The sequence below is a fragment of the Pseudomonas sp. 58 R 12 genome (assembly GCF_900005865.1).
Classification (GTDB): Bacteria; Pseudomonadota; Gammaproteobacteria; order Pseudomonadales; family Pseudomonadaceae; genus Aquipseudomonas; species Aquipseudomonas tritici.
On record NZ_CVTP01000021.1, the window covers coordinates 655,016 to 669,392 of the forward strand.

Here is a 14,377-nt window from a genome sequence, read left to right on the forward strand (position 1 = left end):
ACGGCGGGATAGAGCAAGCTCTTCACAGGTGAACTCCCTTTCTTTTATTTTTATTGAGGCCCAGGGCGGCAGTTAGCCAGCATCTGTATAGCTCAATTTGAAAGGGAGTTTTGTAACTTAAGGTTAACGGCAGCGGGGCTGCCGAAAAATAATTTGCCCGCATTCACTCGGCTAGGGCAATACCGTCCAGATTGCAAACCCGGCGTACCACAGCACGGCGGCGCGCAGCAGCAGTTCCCATATGCGATCCAGGCTGTTGATGCCATCGGCGCCCACCGCTGGTGGCGGGATTTCGGCGGCGACCAGGCCGACTTTTTCCACCAATTGGGCAGCGCTGATGTCCCAGCTCAGCAGTTCGTGCAGCATCACGCGGCCAACCGCGACGAAGTTGCCCACCAAGGCAAAGCTGGCCGCCAACAGGCGCACCGGCAGCCAGTCAAACGCGTGGCGCAGTTGCCCGGCGCGCTCGGCGCCCCGTGGGTTCTTGCTGTGCTCACTGGCCAGGGCAAGTAGGCGATAGGCCAAGGCAGCCACTGGGCCCAGCAGGAAGTACCAGAAAATCACCGCAAAGAAGCTCTGGTACGCCTGCCACAACAGATGGCCCTGAACGCGTTCGAGCAGCTGTTCGCCACTGTCGGCGCTGAGGTTCAGGTCACGTTCGGCCACGTGCTCGGCAGCTTGCAGGTCGCCACGGCGCCAGGCATCGCGAAACGGACCGAGCCCGGCGAGCAGATCACCACGGCCCAGGCTGTAGATCACTACCACCAGGTGCACCGGCAGCGCCAACAGACCGTAGGCCACCGGCTCCAGCACCAGCAGCAACAACGCCAGCAATGCCACCGGCAACAACACCAGTACTACCAGAATCAGCCAGGGACGCTTGCCCATGCTCGGGCTCGATTCCAGCTTGGCCAGTTCGCGCAGCCAACCACCATCGCGCTGCAACCGCTGGCGCAGGGCCGAGAACTTCTCGATCCATACGGCCAGCACCAACACCAGAAAACTCATCGTGCGTGTCCTCCATCCTGCAGGGCGCTGCGAAAGCGCGTCCAATCAAAAGCGGGGCCGGGATCGGTCTTGCGTCCCGGCGCGATATCGCTGTGACCACAAATGCGCTGGGGGGTGATGCCCGGGTAAGCCGCCAGCAATTGGCGGGCCAGATCGGTCAGCGCCACATATTGTGCGTCGGTAAACGGCTGATCATCCGTGCCTTCCAGCTCTATCCCCAGGGAAAAGTCATTACAGGTTTCCCGGCCCTCGAAATATGAGACCCCGGCATGCCAGGCGCGGTCGAGGCAGGAGACAAACTGCGTCACCGTGCCATCGCGCTCAATCAGAAAATGCGCAGACACCCGTAGGTCGGCAATCCCTTCAAAGTAGGGATGTTCCGTGACATCCAGGCGGTTCTGGAAAAATTCCTGCACTTTACCGGTGGCGAACTGCGCCGGTGGCAAACTGATGTTATGCACCACCAACAGTGAGATTTCGCCTGCGGGGCGCTCGTTGAAGTTGGGCGAAGGGCAATGACGAATGCCCTGGCACCAACCGCTGGTGGGGTCCAACTGCATACAGGTTCCTTGAACGAGACAACGTATGACCAGTATGCCGCGTTCGACCCTCTGGTTGCGATCACTTGCCGCGATTGAGTTGACGCAGTTTATTCAACACCGCGGCCAGCGCGCGCTCGAACAGGGGGGCGTCGTCCAAGGAATGCAGCGTGCCGCGCTTGAACGCCAGCGCCAACTGGCCGGTACTCTTCTCCAGCACCTTGAGCCCCGTGCGGCTGGTGAAGATATACGTGTTGGCCGGTGCCATGATCGCCGTCAGCTTGCACCGCAGAGTGCTGGTCGCGTCCGCTTGGAACACCACCCAGCTACCCACCTTTAGTTCTTGAGCCTTGAGCAAGTCCGGGTCGTTGCTCGGCAGGTCGATGACCGGGGCGGGCGACGCCGCGCTGAGGACAAACGGCTCGCGCACTTCGATCAGATCTTCCATGCCTTCGGGCGCCTGGACGTGCAAGGCCTGCAAGCGCAGAAAGAATTCACGGGTGCTGAACGGGTCGAACGCGGCACTGGTCAACCCATCGCGCAAGGCCTTGAGCAAGCCAGGCAGTTGCTCCAGCAAATGGCGCCCGGCTTCAGTGTCTTGCTGCAGGCTGACACTCCAGATCAGCTCGTCCATGGTGCGCAACGCCGCTTGCCATTGCACCGACTGCTCACCGTGCTTGAGGCTGGTCAGCAACAACACTTGGCTCCATGCCTGCTGCAGGAACTGCACCACCGGACGCGGCAGGACCTTGCCCAACAACCGTCGATTAAGCACATCGGCCACGCGCTGGCGTACGGCTTCGGTGCGCACGCGTCCAGCTTCGGCATCGCGGGTGTGTTGTTCAAGCAGGTCGCTGCGTCGCCGTTCATCGGCGGTAAACACGCTGAACTCTGCGAGCAATTGGGGAAAAATCGCCGGGTCTTCGACGAACTCATTGAGCAAACGCTGCACGACTTGCTCGATGCGCAGATAAAGATGGTCGCGCTGGCAGTCTTCAGGCGGACTGCTGCCCATGACGGCGGCCGCGATTTCATTGAGTAAGCGTCGCGCCGGGTGACTGGCGCGGCTGAAAAAGCTCTTGTCGAGCAACGCGACTTTCAGCATCGGGATCTGCAGGCGACCGATCAAAGCCTTGAAGGCACCGGGCACGGTAAGGTCGTTGAGGATAAATTCGAATAACAGCGCGACCAGGTTGATCACGTCTTCGTCCGCATCCTCTACCACCCGCGACTTACCACTCTTGACGCTGACACGGGTGAGCAACTGTTCAAGCTGGTTACACAGGTCGAAATCGTCTTCGGCCTCAGGCTCCGGCACGTACTGCTGCAAGTGGGACAGCAGGCGTAACAGATCACGGGTGGAAATAGGCAGCGGTTCGGCACTGGCCTCAAGCGTTGGCGCCACGCTGCCGCGTACCGCTGTGAGTAAGTTCTGGAGCGCGGCGAAGGCTTCCTGGCCATTGTCGTCGGCGGGCTGATCGGCGGCCGACGGGGCCTCTTCGTGCGGGTGTTCGCGGGCCGCACGCGCCTCAAGCCGACGGGACGGTACGGCCTTGAGTTCCGGCAATACGCCGGTCGCGACCAGCAATTGATTGGCTTCGCCATACAACTGGTCGGCGTCACTGAGCACGTACTTTTCAAAGAGCTTGAGCATGATCAGTTTGACGCGGATCTCCACCCCCAGGCTGCGCCCCGCCCGCAGGAAAAACTCACACAACAGCGCGGGGCCCAGCGGGTTGTCACGCTCATCCAGGCGATTGCCCAGTAATGCGCTCAACCGCGCAGTGAGTTGACCAAGGGCCAGGCCGTCACGATGTCGTACCCGGCCGAGCATGGCTTCAAGCGCCACGGCTTTTTCCAGGGCATCCTTGGATGAACCGGGCGGCGCGTCATAGGAAACCACCGGCACCAGTTGCAGCTCTCCCTGCCCCGCCTGGCCCAGGCTGGCGAAGGCTTCAAACAGTTGCTCCAGGAACACGCGCTCAAAATTCTTGCGCTTAAGGCGCAGGTCGCGCATGGCTTCAAAGAAAATATGGTGGTCAAGCGTGTTGCGCGACCTGTCGGCCATTTCGAACAACGTGTCGTCGGCGTTATCGAACAGTTCCTGCAGCCCTTGCTGCAACTGTTGCACCGCCTTGTCGCGGACCTGCAGCAACACCACCGGAAGTCGGGCGAGCGGCGATGGCGTGGCGTGTGCCTTTTTGATTGGCACCACCTTTCCGTCATTGTGCATCCTGGCCTCCTGAAACGGCGCTATCTGTCTAAACGTCAAAGCTATGACGCCAATTGCAAGGCGCAAGATTATCTTGCAAATGAGGTGGGTTGCGCCAGCAAACTCTGCCATCGCACGGTAAATGAGGGGTGAGCCTGGGTTCAGAAGCGCACTGCCCCTATAATCGGGGCACTTTGTTTGTGGAGCCTGTTATGCCGAATCTCCGTCTTGCCGACCTCACCGCCGAAATCGAAGCCAACGTGCGCCGCGCACTGCTGGAAGACGTCGGCAGCGGCGACATCACTGCTCAGTTGATCCCGGCCGAACGGCTGGCCACCGCCACCATCATCACGCGCGACGCCGCTGTTATCGCGGGTACGGCTTGGGTCGACGCGGTATTCCGTCAGTTGGACCCACGGGTCGCCGTGCATTGGCAGGTCGCCGACGGTGAACGCGTCAGCCCCAACCAAGCGCTGTTCAACCTGGAAGGTCCGGCACGCTCGCTGCTCAGCGGCGAACGTAGCGCGTTGAATTTTCTGCAGTTGCTGTCCGGGGTCGCGACCCGCGCCCAATTCCTGGCAGATTTTGTCGCCAGTACCCAGGTCAAGCTGCTCGATACCCGCAAAACCCTGCCGGGCCTACGCCTTGCGCAGAAGTACGCAGTAACCTGCGGCGGCTGCCACAACCACCGTATCGGTTTATATGACGCGTTCCTGATCAAGGAAAACCATATCGCCGCCTGCGGGGGCATTGCCCAGGCGATCACGGCCGCCCACAAGATCGCACCCGGCAAGCCGGTGGAAGTCGAAGTGGAAAGCCTGCATGAACTGCGCGAAGCCCTGGCAGTGGGCGCGGATATCATCATGCTCGATGAGTTGAGCCTGGACGATATGCGTGAAGCCGTGCGCCTGAACGGCGGCAAGGCGAAGCTGGAGGCCAGCGGCGGGATCAATGAAAGCACCCTGCTGCCTATCGCAGAGACCGGGGTGGACTACATCTCAATCGGCGCCATGACCAAGGATGTGAAGGCGGTGGATTTGTCGATGCGGCTGAGTATCTAAGCTTTCAAATTAAGAGCGAGCTCACTGTGGCGAGGGAGCTTGCTCCCGCTGGAGCGCGGAGCACTCCCTTTCCGACACAGCCGGTGTATCTGATACACCTCACCACCCGCTATCAGGGCTGCTTCGCAGCCCAGCGGGAGCAAGCTCCCTCGCCACAACAAGCCCGCCCATTTAAAACGCTCAGACCACCAGATTATTCATCTCGCAGTACTCTTCCCAATCGACACCCAGCACCTCGGCCGCCTCTTTGTGCAAGACCAGCCGTGCCGCTTCGAATTCTTCCGGTGTCGAGGTGTACTTGAGGGTCAGCTCCCAAGGCTGGAGGCCCTGGCTCTCGGCCTCGTCCTCGAATGCCCACTGAATCTGATCGCGCTGATCGTCGGCGCTCAGGTCCTTGATTTCTTCTTTAAGCTGCGGCGTGTCCTCAAGGTATTTATTGAGTGCTTCTTCGTGCCGAGCTTCCTGGGTCATTTCAGTCGTGGTCATGTGTGTTCTCTTAGATCGAGGAATGGGGATGCATCTGGGTCATCAAGGGTTGCGCAGATACAAATGAGCGGGCGCGAATGCCGGCTCGTCTGGCCTTCAGAACCATTCTGGGATCAACTGAAAACGTGCTGCCTTTGTTGCCTTTTTGCCCGAGACAGGAATCGAACCTGCGACCTTCGCGTTACGAGTGCGCTGCTCTACCGGCTGAGCTACACGGGCGGTGGGCTAAAGCTAGCACTGCATCGGAAGTCCGGCAACTTACCGGCGTCAACGGGCAATCACACCTTGGGCCCAGAAGCGCGGTTGCAGGAAGGTGTCATGGCCGTCCAGGTACTGCTGCTGCGCTTGCTTGATGTGAGGTACATCGCGCGCGACAATAAAAATCAACAGACCAACGGCCAGCACACTGAGCGTTTTCCAAGCACCCCGGGCCAATGGCAGTTCAGCGGTCGGCGGCATTCGCCACACATGCAGCGCCATCAGCCAGCCCACCACCAGCGCCAGCCAAACCTGGGAGTTGGGCATCACAATCACGCCATCGACCATGGACTGCACCAACGCGCCAACCACCGATGCAAACAGGCACAGCCGCAGCAGGTCTGCACGCTCGGCGCTCAGCGCACGCTCACGCAATATACCGAATGTGGCCCAGCCGCCTCGCCACGCCAACACCGCGACGCACAGAGCCGATGGCACACCCCATTCACTGGCCCATTGCAGGATGGCCTGGTGGGGGTGAGCGGCAATCCTGTTGGTGATATCGGCAAAATGCATAGGCCCGAAACCCAGCCCTGGCCGTTCGGTGAGCATGTGCCATCCCTGCCACCAGATCGGCCCGCGCCCCGACAACGAGGTGGTGAGGCGATCGCTGGCGCCACTGGTGAGTTCGATCCCCAGGTAATCCGCTAACACCGTAAACACCAGCCAGTACAGCAACAGCCCGCCACACACTGCGGCCAGCTGCCACCCCAGCCAGCGCCGGCCCCAAGGCCCCAACACCGCCAACACCACACCCGCCGCGCCCATGCCAAGCCAGGTGCCGCGTGTGCCGCCACCAATTGCGATCAGCCACCACACGCACAGCAACGCAAACACCGCAACTTTGAGCGAGCGCGAGAGCGTCGGGATCAACAAGGGAAGCGCCAGCAATGGCAGGGTGAACGTCTGGAACTGGCCGTAGAATCGCTTGTTGGAAAAGCCAGAGAGCAGCAAGTCAGGGTCCAGCGTCCGCTCGGCGCTGGCGAACGCGAGTGCGCCCGCATACACGTATTGAATCGACTTGATCAGGCACAGCAGCACCACCACCATGATCAAGGCGCGGTCCAAAGGCTCGCCGCCCTGGCGACGCAGCAAGGCAACTGCCACGGCAATCGCACCGCAACTGACAAACAAAGCCACTTCGGCCAGTGCCCAGAGCGGCTGGTGGGCCAGCGTCGATGACACCAGGCCCAGCCCAATAATCAGCGCCAGGCCCAGGGTGGTGGGCCGGTCTACCAACCGTTCAACGGGGGCGACCGACAGCCCATACAGCACCGCACAAGCCCCGATGGCAATCTGCATCGCCCGCTGTAGATCATGCCCACTGAACGGTGCACAAATCCCGACAACCAGCAGACACACCACTGCTACCAGAAAAATACTGCCACGCTGCTGTATGGATAAATACATCGGCCACCTCAACTTCCCTGTGGAGGGTCTAGCAGTTATGCACCGTCGGCGCCGCAGCCCTTGGCGATATATTTCGCGTCAGCAGTGGTGATGCATTTCCAACCACTGGTGGCGTTGCGCGTCAGGCTGATGGTCTTGCCCAGTACCGGCGCGGGAGCGTCGAGTATTTCGCAACGGATGGAACCCGCGCCCGTCGCCACATCCCCTGCCACATCGATCTTGCAATTGGCGGTCGGGCTGGCGCCACCGATCAACGCCAGCGTGGGTACGGTGCCTTGGTTGAGGGTGTCTTCATACCCAGGCTTCAACGCGGTGATTTCAGCCAGGCCGGCGGTGAACTTGGCCTTGGCCTGGTGGGTGGTGTACATGGGCAAGCCGATGGTGGCCAAGATGCCGATGATTGCCACGACGATCAACAACTCGATCAAAGTAAAACCTTTCTGACGCATCACTTTCACTCTCCAGAATAGAACTCATGACAAGGCGCTTCCTGCGCCCCGTGTTGTGCAGCGGCGCCAGTGTACTCATCCGCAAGCGCTCAATCGCGCACTGGACGCACATTCTGACATTTTATCCTGCGTTGCCTGCCTGCCCGAATCCGTCACCTGACTAAGCTATAAATCTTCGACGACCTCTCTGCGGAACCCTGTCATGGATAACGCTTCAACGCTGTACGCCTGGGAAGGCATCAACCGTAAAGGACGTAAGGTGTTCGGGCAAACCGCAGGGCACAACCCCGCCTTGGTCAAGGCTCAGTTGCGCCGGCAAGGCATCAGCCCAGGCGTGGTACGCAAGCAATCTGCCGTGCTGCCAAGCTTGGCACCGTCGATCAGATCGACGGACATCACCCTACTCACTCGCCAACTGGCCACGCTGCTGAAGGCCGGCATTCCCCTTCTGCAAGCCTTCGACATCATCGGCGAAGGCTTCGACAACCGAGCTGTGCGTGAGCAGGTGCAAGGGTTGAAACAGGCGATCGCCGCCGGCTCCAGCCTGGCCGAAGCGTTGCGCAAACAACCGCGCTATTTCGATGAGCTGTATTGCAACCTGGTGGCAGCCGGCGAACAGGCCGGGGCACTGGAAACACTGCTGGAGCGCGTGGCAATCCATCGGGAAAAGAACGAGCAATTAAAGGCCAGGATCAAAAAGGCCATGACCTACCCGATCGCCGTGCTGGTAGTGGCCAGCGTTGTCACCAGCGTTCTATTGATCCACGTCGTGCCGCAGTTCCAGAACCTGTTTGCCGGGGTCGACGGCACGTTGCCCGGTTTTACCTTGCAGGTTATCGCGCTCTCCGAGTTCATGCAGAAAGCCTGGTGGATCATGGCGCTGGGCGCTCTTGCGGGGGCTCTGGGATTGCGCCACGCCTATCGTGCCTTGCCTGCTTTTCGTCTATGGCTGGACACCGGTTTGTTGAAAATGCCTCTGGCAGGCAAACTGCTGAGCAAATCAGCCGTGGCTCGCTATGCCCGCACGCTTTCCACCACCTTTGCCGCCGGTGTTCCGTTGGTACAGGCACTGGAATCGGTGGCTGGTGCTGCCGGTTCAGGACCGTTCAAACAGGCAATCGAACATATGCGACACGATGTATCCACTGGCATGCAACTGAACCAATCCATGGTCGCCAGCGGACTGTTTCCCGCAATGGCAATCCAGATGACGGCCATCGGCGAAGAGTCGGGCACACTGGACCGCATGCTGGAAAAGGTCGCCAGCCATTACGAGGCCGATGTGGACAACTTGGTCGACAACCTCACCAGCCTGATGGAACCGCTGATCATGGTGGTGTTGGGGGGTATCGTTGGCGCGTTGGTGATCGCCATGTACCTGCCGGTATTCCAGTTGGGGAGTGCATTTTGAACCTGGTGCTGGGTGAACACCCATTGGCTTTTGTCGTGATGGCATGGGTATTGGGGCTGGTGATTGGCAGTTTTCTCAATGTGGTGGTGTGGCGCCTGCCGAAAATGCTCGAACGTGAATGGCGCGCCCAGGCCCACGAAGTGCTCGGTTTGCCCGCTGAACCTGCCGGGCCGACTTACAATTTGATGCATCCCAACTCCTGCTGTCCGCACTGCAATCATCCGATACGTCCCTGGGAAAACATTCCTCTACTCAGTTATCTGTTTCTCAGAGGCCGTTGCGCCCATTGCCAGGGCGCGATCAGCGCCCGCTATCCACTTACAGAACTGGGGTGCGGGCTGATCTCGGCCTGGGTGGCCTGGCATTTCGGTGTTGGCTGGCAGGCGGGAGCGGTGATGGTGCTGAGTTGGGGCTTGTTGGCGATGAGCCTGATCGATGCAGACCATCAACTGCTGCCCGATGTGCTGGTGATGCCGTTGTTATGGCTGGGTCTGATCGTCAACGGGTTGGGCCTGTTGACGACATTGCCGGACGCCCTGTTGGGCGCGGTGATCGGGTATATGAGCCTGTGGAGCGTGTTCTGGCTGTTCAAGTGGGTCACTGGCAAGGACGGCATGGGCCACGGCGACTTCAAGTTACTGGCGCTGCTCGGCGCCTGGGGTGGCTGGCAGATCCTGCCGATGACGCTGTTGATGTCGTCCCTGCTTGGGGTGTGCGTAGGCTTGATCCTGATGCGTCTGCGCAAGACCCAGGCATCGGCGCCCATGCCGTTTGGTCCGTATCTGGCAATTGCCGGCTGGATTGCATTGCTCTGGGGTGGTCAAATAACCGACTTCTATTTGCAGTCTGTCGGTTTCAGATGACCACTTCTGTTGCAGCACCTTGGATTCTCGGCCTCACCGGCGGTATCGGCAGCGGCAAAAGTGCGGCTGCCCAGCACTTTATCAACCTGGGTATTGACCTGGTGGACGCCGACCACGCCGCCCGTTGGGTGGTCGAGCCTGGCCGGCCGGCACTGGCACGCATCGCCGAGCACTTCGGTGCCGGCGTGCTGCAGCCTGACGGCCAGCTGGACCGCGCCGCATTGCGCAAGCTGATCTTTGAGGTACCCGAAGAGCGCCGCTGGCTTGAAGCCTTGCTACACCCGTTGATTGGCGAGGAGATTCGCAACCACCTGGCGCGCGCGCAGTCGCCTTACGCAATCCTGGTATCGCCGCTGCTGATTGAGTCAGGCCAGAACAGCATGACCCAACGCATCCTGGTGATCGACGTGCCGCAATCGCTGCAGATTCAGCGTACCCTGCAGCGCGACGGCATCACCGAACAACAGGTACAGGCAATCCTCAAGGCGCAGTCAAGCCGTGAAGACCGCCTGAACCATGCCGATGACATACTGGTCAACGACAAGGACCTCGCCTGGCTGCACAGCGAGGTCGAGCGACTGCACCACTTTTACCTTACTTTGCGTGGAGGCCGAACATGAGCCAACCCTTGACCGTCGATTGCCCAACCTGCGGCGCACCCGTGGAATGGAAAGCGACCAACCTCAACCGGCCGTTCTGCTCGGACCGTTGCAAGCTCATCGACCTCGGCGCCTGGGCGGCCGAGGAACACAAAATCCCGGTGGCTCCGGATGCCGAAGACGAGCTGTTTTCCGAAGACCTGCCGCCGCGCCATTAAGGGCGCATAAAGGCATATTCCTGCTGGTCGTCGAGGTTCTCTGCAAGGTATTGCAGCTCGTCGGCCAGGTCTTCAAAACTGCGCACACCCTTGCTCTGCTGCACCACCGCACTGAGCATGGCGCGCAGGGTCAAGCCTGGGTCAAAACCGATTTCCTGTGCCGCATCCTGGCTTCTGCGCAACTCCTGCCGTGCCCACTCATACACACTCATGATCGTGCCCCCGCCTTGCCCAGGAAAATTTCGCAGAGCATGGGCCTGCTCGGCTACGCGGGATTTGATCTGGGTCAACGCTGTGAATCGTCGTCCTTCCAGGGCGCCGAGAGGTAGCGAGTACGGTTGAAGGTCTCCAGCCATTCCGGGCAAAACACCACCAAAGCGCTGATAACCATGCCGTTGATAAAGGCCTCTGGGAAGATGATCAACCACAGATAGCCGACGAAATCCTCCAGCCATTCCGGCATGGCAAAAAGACCGTCGAACCACAACAGCCCGAGCCCGAACAACAGGCAGAGCAACGCCGACAGCGCGGCGGCAAAAAAGCCGGAACAGAAGATATACACAAACGGATTGCGTGGTTGCGCACGCTCGACCAGCAGTGCGCAACCCTCGGTAACCAGCACTGGCAGCCCGACAAGCAGCAAGCCGTTGACACCAAGGGCAGCCAAGTCCTGGCGCCCCAACAACATCAGGCCCACCTGGGCAGCAAAGCCGCCGACGATCGCCAGTGGCCAATCCAGCAGCAGGGTGACGGCAGTCATGCCGATAAAGTGGTACGAGACCCCGGTATCGAAATCCCGCCGTACCAACCACAGCATGAACAACGCGAACACCGTGCCGAACAGCAAATGCTGACGCCGCCGGTCGGCAAACAACTCGACCCATGGCGAACGCAAGATTGCCCACAGCACCACCGGCGCGTACAACAGCCAGCCGATGCCAAGGGTTTGCGGCGCCAACACGGCCGCACTGATCACGGCTTCACCTGCTCCAGGGCTTGGCGCAGCTCAGCGCCAGAGCTGTATTCGCGTTGCGCGACCAGCTTGCCGTTATCCAGTTGCAGCCACAGCACCTTATCCACAGGACCCGGATAACGCGGCGCAACGCGCGCGTCACGGTCCAGCATAACCCGGTAGTTATAGGACTGCATGGCCGGCACTGCGAACAGTTTGGCGATCAGTCGGGGCATGCGCTGGATATCGGCGACAAACACCCCGCGCCGTGACTCCAGATACCCCTTAGGCTGCCCTTGCAATGCCGTATCCACCCATTTGGCGGCGTCCATGCTGCGCGCCACCAGCAAGATCTGCGCTTGGTCATCCAGGGTGTAGGCCTGGTCGAATTGATCCAGCAACGTCCAGGGCGCCAGGCGTTCACCCACTTCAACGGCCTGGGACCACACGGGTAAAAGGCTGAGCATCAGCACCGCTAAAAACTTCACTACGCACTCCTCAAGTCCGGCTTGATGATCGAGTGACCAGTCTACACCGAGCTTTTACAGCGGGACTTCCTGCGGTCATGATTTGAGCGCTAAGCTGCTACCTATGGATGACTCAGATTACTTGCGCCTGCTCACCGTGGCGGCCGAGCAAGCCAACGCTTTCCTGTCCAATGCCCGCAAGTGGGAGCGTGAGCGTTGGGTCTGCCAGCGCCTGCTGCAAGGCTTGAACGTGCCTTACCGTGCCGAAGAGTTTCACGCCGCCGGGCAAGAACCGCCGGACGTGCTGTTCCGCGATGCCAGCTTCGAAGTGTTTTTCGTACTGGATGAAGGCCGTCGCCTGAACGACGAATGGCGTGACGAGTTGCTGCGCCGTCGCAGCGCCTTCTCCCTTAGCCAACTGGTACGACGTGAAGCCAAGCCGCGACGTATCCCGGCCCATGAATTTTTAATGCGCCTGGCGCCCACATTGCGCAAAAAGGCCCACAACTATAAAGAGCGCGGCATGGACCTGGGGGAGCTGGATATCGTCGCTTTCTCCAGCCTCAAGCGCGAAGTGCTAGACCTCAACAGCCACTTCCCGCCACCGACGGAATACCTGCGCCAAGGCTGGCGCTCGCTGTCACTGGTGGGGCCGACTTTTGCACGGGTGCTGTTCGCACACCCGGACGCGCCGGATTTCTTGCGCAACAACCTGGGCCGCAGCATAGTGTTCGACGTGGGCATCAGCCTCTGAGCCCCCGGACTGTAACGTGGCGCCCTTTTGCAACGTCTACCTGACGAGGCCTTTATGACCAGCCGCCTGAACCCCGATGACCAACAGCATGTCGAAGAGTACCTGCAACTCTCCCAACACCGAGTCGAGCGCAAGCCTTTCCGGCCGTGGCTGCTCCTCGGTGTGGTGCTTGTAGTGGTGATCGGCCTCGGCCTGTTGAGTCGCCTTTTGAGTTACCTGACGCTATGAGCTGCCTGGCGCTCGCGGGGGTAACTGCTCCGATTTCTTTTAGCCTTGCGAGATATCCCCATGACCCATCGTATTATTATCGTCGGCGGCGGCGCCGGCGGCCTGGAGTTGGCTACCCGCCTGGGTAAGACTCTGGGCAAGCGCGGCACCGCCAGCATCACGCTGGTGGACGCCAACCTGACCCATATCTGGAAGCCCTTGCTGCACGAAGTGGCCGCAGGTTCGCTGAACTCTTCGGAGGACGAACTCAATTATGTCGCCCAGGCCAAATGGAACCACTTCGAGTTCCAACTGGGGCGCATGAGCGGGCTTGACCGTGAACAAAAGAAGATCCAGCTCGCCGCCACGCTTGATGAAGAAGGCCGTGAGCTGGTGCCTGCGCGCGTGCTGGACTATGACAGCCTGGTCATCGCGGTCGGCAGCACCACCAACGATTTCGGCACCGAAGGCGCGGCGCAACACTGCCTGTTCCTCGACACCCGCAAGCAAGCCGAGCGCTTCCACCAGCAATTGCTCAACCACTATCTGCGCGCTCATGCCGGGCAGACCGACGTGGTGGAAAAAATCAGCGTCGCCATCGTCGGCGCCGGTGCAACCGGCGTCGAACTGGCCGCCGAGCTGCATAACGCCGCCCATGAGTTGGCCGCCTATGGCCTGGACCGCATCAAGCCGGAAAACATGCACATCACCCTGATCGAAGCCGGGCCACGGGTGTTGCCTGCCCTGCCGGAGCGTATCGGCGGGCCTGTGCATAAAACCCTGGAAAAGCTCGGAGTGACGGTGCTGACCAACTCGGCGGTCAGTGAAGTGACGGCCGACGCCCTGATCACCAGCAGCGGCCAAGTGATTCCAGCCAGCCTCAAGGTGTGGGCCGCCGGCATTCGCGCACCAGGTTTCCTCAAGGACATCGACGGCCTGGAAACCAACCGTATCAATCAGCTGCAGGTGTTGCCAACGCTGCAAACCACCCGCGACGAAAACATCTTCGCCTTTGGTGACTGCGCTGCTTGCCCACAAGTGGGCACCGACCGCAACGTACCGCCACGGGCCCAGGCGGCTCACCAACAGGCGTCGCTGCTGGCAAAATCGCTGAAGCTGCGTATTGAAGGCAAGGACCTGCCGTCGTACAAGTACACCGACTATGGATCGCTGATTTCGCTATCGCGGTTCTCGGCGGTGGGTAACTTGATGGGTAACCTCACTGGCAGCGTGATGCTGGAAGGCTGGTTGGCGCGGATGTTTTACGTGTCGCTGTACCGGATGCACCAGGTGGCGCTGTATGGGTTTTTCCGTACGGCGATGCTGATGCTGGGGAGCAAGATCGGCCGAGGCACCGAGCCGCGTCTGAAATTGCACTAACAACGCTTATTAATGTGGGAGCAACTGTCTTGATGGTTTTCATCAAGCCATTTTTTCCAGAGGCGGCAACGCTCCCACGGCTGTACTCCGTGTAACTGCTTTA

General features: G+C 60.2%; 17 protein-coding genes and 1 tRNA gene. 8 read left to right on the forward strand and 10 right to left on the reverse strand.

The window, feature by feature from the left end:
- Nucleotides 1-171 precede the first annotated feature (171 nt).
- The 3 genes from ampE to BFP95_RS20310 all read right to left on the reverse strand — a co-directional run bounded on the left by ampE (nucleotide 172) and on the right by BFP95_RS20310 (nucleotide 3,780).
- Nucleotides 172-1,008: a regulatory signaling modulator protein AmpE gene (gene ampE, locus BFP95_RS20300; protein WP_065910610.1), complete on the reverse strand. Its 837-nt coding sequence runs from the start codon at nucleotides 1,006-1,008 to the stop codon at nucleotides 172-174.
- Nucleotides 1,005-1,568: a 1,6-anhydro-N-acetylmuramyl-L-alanine amidase AmpD gene (gene ampD / locus BFP95_RS20305; protein WP_065910611.1), complete on the reverse strand. Its 564-nt coding sequence runs from the start codon at nucleotides 1,566-1,568 to the stop codon at nucleotides 1,005-1,007. Before ampD ends, ampE begins: the two co-directional genes overlap by 4 nt.
- Before the next feature lie 61 nt (nucleotides 1,569-1,629).
- Nucleotides 1,630-3,780, reverse strand: coding sequence for a DUF1631 domain-containing protein (locus BFP95_RS20310; RefSeq protein WP_065875150.1), 2,151 nt, complete (start codon nucleotides 3,778-3,780; stop codon nucleotides 1,630-1,632).
- Between the two features lie 191 nt (nucleotides 3,781-3,971).
- On the opposite strand from BFP95_RS20310, the gene nadC reads away from it, so the two are divergent.
- A complete protein-coding gene (gene nadC, locus BFP95_RS20315; RefSeq protein WP_065875151.1) occupies nucleotides 3,972-4,820 on the forward strand; it encodes a carboxylating nicotinate-nucleotide diphosphorylase in 849 nt (282 codons plus the stop codon).
- A 180-nt stretch (nucleotides 4,821-5,000) separates the two neighbouring features.
- Here nadC and BFP95_RS20320 read toward each other — a convergent pair whose 3' ends face one another.
- From BFP95_RS20320 to BFP95_RS20335, 4 genes are all read right to left on the reverse strand, one after another.
- Nucleotides 5,001-5,306 carry a DUF6388 family protein gene (locus BFP95_RS20320; RefSeq protein ID WP_065875152.1) on the reverse strand — a complete coding sequence of 102 codons (306 nt, stop codon included), beginning with the start codon at nucleotides 5,304-5,306 and terminating at the stop codon, nucleotides 5,001-5,003.
- Between the two features lie 146 nt (nucleotides 5,307-5,452).
- A tRNA-Thr gene (locus BFP95_RS20325) sits at nucleotides 5,453-5,525 on the reverse strand.
- 48 nt (nucleotides 5,526-5,573) lie between these two features.
- Nucleotides 5,574-6,974, reverse strand: coding sequence for an O-antigen ligase family protein (locus tag BFP95_RS20330; RefSeq protein ID WP_065875153.1), 1,401 nt, complete (start codon nucleotides 6,972-6,974; stop codon nucleotides 5,574-5,576).
- A gap of 35 nt (nucleotides 6,975-7,009) precedes the next feature.
- Nucleotides 7,010-7,423: a pilin gene (locus tag BFP95_RS20335; protein ID WP_065875154.1), complete on the reverse strand. Its 414-nt coding sequence runs from the start codon at nucleotides 7,421-7,423 to the stop codon at nucleotides 7,010-7,012.
- Between the two features lie 202 nt (nucleotides 7,424-7,625).
- Between BFP95_RS20335 and BFP95_RS20340 the strand changes: the two genes are divergently transcribed.
- Genes BFP95_RS20340 through yacG form a run of 4 tightly spaced genes read left to right on the forward strand, consistent with a single transcriptional unit; the run spans nucleotide 7,626 to nucleotide 10,514 of the window.
- Nucleotides 7,626-8,834, forward strand: coding sequence for a type II secretion system F family protein (locus tag BFP95_RS20340; protein ID WP_065875155.1), 1,209 nt, complete (start codon nucleotides 7,626-7,628; stop codon nucleotides 8,832-8,834).
- Nucleotides 8,831-9,697, forward strand: a complete 867-nt coding sequence (locus tag BFP95_RS20345; RefSeq protein ID WP_065875156.1) for a prepilin peptidase — start codon at nucleotides 8,831-8,833, stop codon at nucleotides 9,695-9,697. The genes BFP95_RS20340 and BFP95_RS20345 overlap by 4 nt, the downstream gene beginning before the upstream one ends.
- Nucleotides 9,694-10,317 (forward strand): dephospho-CoA kinase, encoded by a 624-nt coding sequence (gene coaE / locus BFP95_RS20350; protein WP_065875157.1) that lies wholly within the window; start codon nucleotides 9,694-9,696, stop codon nucleotides 10,315-10,317. Before BFP95_RS20345 ends, coaE begins: the two co-directional genes overlap by 4 nt.
- A complete protein-coding gene (yacG, locus tag BFP95_RS20355) occupies nucleotides 10,314-10,514 on the forward strand; it encodes a DNA gyrase inhibitor YacG (protein ID WP_003188437.1) in 201 nt (66 codons plus the stop codon). The genes coaE and yacG overlap by 4 nt, the downstream gene beginning before the upstream one ends.
- Here the strand turns inward: yacG and BFP95_RS20360 are convergent.
- The 3 genes from BFP95_RS20360 to BFP95_RS20370 form a co-directional block, all read right to left on the reverse strand.
- A complete protein-coding gene (locus BFP95_RS20360; protein WP_003171680.1) occupies nucleotides 10,511-10,726 on the reverse strand; it encodes a hypothetical protein in 216 nt (71 codons plus the stop codon). The genes yacG and BFP95_RS20360 overlap by 4 nt on opposite strands.
- Before the next feature lie 74 nt (nucleotides 10,727-10,800).
- Nucleotides 10,801-11,490, reverse strand: a complete 690-nt coding sequence (locus BFP95_RS20365) for an energy-coupling factor ABC transporter permease (RefSeq protein WP_065875158.1) — start codon at nucleotides 11,488-11,490, stop codon at nucleotides 10,801-10,803.
- Nucleotides 11,487-11,954 carry an FAD/FMN-containing dehydrogenase gene (locus tag BFP95_RS20370; RefSeq protein WP_065875159.1) on the reverse strand — a complete coding sequence of 156 codons (468 nt, stop codon included), beginning with the start codon at nucleotides 11,952-11,954 and terminating at the stop codon, nucleotides 11,487-11,489. Before BFP95_RS20370 ends, BFP95_RS20365 begins: the two co-directional genes overlap by 4 nt.
- Nucleotides 11,955-12,057: 103 nt before the next feature.
- Between BFP95_RS20370 and BFP95_RS20375 the strand changes: the two genes are divergently transcribed.
- Genes BFP95_RS20375 through BFP95_RS20385 form a run of 3 tightly spaced genes read left to right on the forward strand, consistent with a single transcriptional unit; the run spans nucleotide 12,058 to nucleotide 14,274 of the window.
- A complete protein-coding gene (locus tag BFP95_RS20375; RefSeq protein ID WP_049710060.1) occupies nucleotides 12,058-12,687 on the forward strand; it encodes a DUF1780 domain-containing protein in 630 nt (209 codons plus the stop codon).
- 54 nt (nucleotides 12,688-12,741) lie between these two features.
- Entirely contained in the window at nucleotides 12,742-12,915 is a 174-nt protein-coding gene (locus BFP95_RS20380) for a DUF3094 family protein (protein ID WP_044286631.1), read from the forward strand.
- Nucleotides 12,916-12,975: 60 nt separating this feature from the next.
- A complete protein-coding gene (locus BFP95_RS20385) occupies nucleotides 12,976-14,274 on the forward strand; it encodes an NAD(P)/FAD-dependent oxidoreductase (RefSeq protein ID WP_065875160.1) in 1,299 nt (432 codons plus the stop codon).
- Nucleotides 14,275-14,377: the final 103 nt, after the last annotated feature.